The following is a 1702-nucleotide window of genomic DNA, read 5'->3' as shown; positions in this document are numbered from 1 at the left end:
CGCCGGACGGCTGCGCGCGGCGATCGTGATCGGCGTCGACCGCAGCGCGCTCGTCGCGGCGTTCCAGCGACACGCGCCGGAGCTGCCCCTCTTCGAGGTCGTCACCGACGACACTGAGACGGTGATGCCCGACGCGGTCGCACTGGCGGCGTCGGTGGCGGAGCCGGGGGACACCGTGCTCCTCGCGCCGGCGGCGGCGTCGATGGACCAGTTCGCCGACTACGCCGACCGGGGCCGGCGGTTCCACGAGGCGGTCAGAGCAAGGCTGGGAGGCGAGGCGGATGGCGACTCCGACCGGCACCGCCCGACCGGCCACGGCTGAGCCCGCGGGCGTCTCCGCCGCCCGCATCCGCCTCGGCCGCGTCTTCCGGGTCGAGTCCAAGGACTACTTCCTGCTGCTCGGCACGACGGTCTTCCTCGTCGTGTTCGGACTCGTGATGGTGCTCTCGTCGTCATCCGTCGAGTCGAACCTCGAGGACGGCGGATTCTTCGTGCAGGCCTCCCGGCAGGGGCTCTACGCCCTCTTCGGGCTGCCCATCATGCTCATCGCGAGCCGCGTGCCCGAACGCATGTGGATGCGGGTGGCGTGGCCGCTGCTCATCGTGTCGTGCGTGCTGCAGCTGCTCGTGGTCGCGACGCCACTGGGCGTCACGGTCGGCGGGAACACGAACTGGCTCCAGCTCGGTCCCATTCCGCCCTTCCAGCCCTCGGAGCTGATCAAGGTCTCGCTGGTGATCTGGCTGGGGCTCATCGTCACGAAGAAGCAGGCGCAGCTCGGCGACTTCGTGCACGGCATCCTCCCGATCCTCCTCGTGGGCGGCGGGGCGATCGGCCTGGTGCTCCTCGGCGGCGACCTCGGCACCGTGATGGTCATGGGCGGGATGCTGCTGGGGGCGCTCTTCCTCATCGGCGTGCGCTTCCGGCTGCTGCTGCCGCCGGTGCTCCTCGGCTCCGCCCTCTTCGCGTTCGTGGCGGTGTCCAGCGAGAGCCGGATGCGGCGCATCACGGCGTTCCTGCAGGAGAACTGCGCCACCATCGACGAGGCCGACTGCTGGCAGATCCAGCATGGCCGGTTCGCGCTGGCCAACGGCGGCATCTTCGGCGTCGGGCTCGGCAACTCCACGGCGAAGTGGTCGTGGCTGCCCGCAGCCGACAACGACTTCATCTTCGCGATCATCGGCGAGGAGCTCGGGCTCATCGGCGCGATCGTCGTCATCGCCCTGTTCGTGGTGCTCGCCGTCGCGTTCGCCCGGGTGCTGCGTGCGGCCAGGACGCCGTTCGCGAAGGCGGCCACCGCGGCGGTCCTCGTGTGGGTGGTCGGCCAGGCGTGTGTCAATATCGGTGTCGTGCTCGGAGTCTTCCCCGTCCTCGGCGTGCCGTTGCCCCTCGTCTCGGCGGGCGGCACCGCCCTGCTCACGACGCTGTTCGCGATCGGCGTGGTGCTCTCGGTCGCACGCGACCCCGAGGCGGCCTCGCGTGCTGAGGCCCGCGCGGTCGCCCGCGCGGCCGCGCGTTCGGGGCGGCCCACCCGATGACGACCTACCTGCTGGCCGGCGGTGGGACCGCGGGCCACGTGAATCCCCTGCTCGCCGTCGCCGACCGCCTGCGCGATCGCCAGGCCGACGACGAGGTGCTCGTGCTCGGCACGGCGGAGGGACTCGAGGCGCGGCTCGTGCCGGCGCGCGGCTACGAGCTCCTGACG

General features: G+C 71.7%; 2 protein-coding genes and 1 pseudogene. All 3 read left to right on the top strand.

The window, feature by feature from the left end; genetic code table 11:
* A pseudogene (gene murD, locus AC1DY2_RS19495) lies at positions 1-322 on the top strand (UDP-N-acetylmuramoyl-L-alanine--D-glutamate ligase); the annotation flags it as partial.
* Positions 282-1535, top strand: a complete 1254-nt coding sequence (ftsW, locus tag AC1DY2_RS19490) for a putative lipid II flippase FtsW (protein ID WP_476763913.1) — start codon at positions 282-284, stop codon at positions 1533-1535. The pseudogene murD and the gene ftsW, both read left to right, overlap by 41 nt.
* On the top strand, positions 1532-1702 hold a 171-nt coding region (locus AC1DY2_RS19485), incomplete at its 3' end, for a glycosyltransferase (protein WP_476763914.1). The genes ftsW and AC1DY2_RS19485, both read left to right, overlap by 4 nt.

This window comes from Agromyces sp. P1_H4 (genome assembly GCF_056405255.1).
The sequence above is the reverse complement of the archived record's forward strand: the minus strand, read 5'-3'. Positions and strand labels throughout refer to the sequence as shown.

Coding starts and splice junctions, on each gene's coding strand:
- ftsW (WP_476763913.1), top strand. CDS start 282: ATGGCGACTCCGACCGGCACCGCCCGACCGGCCACGGCTGAGCCCGCG.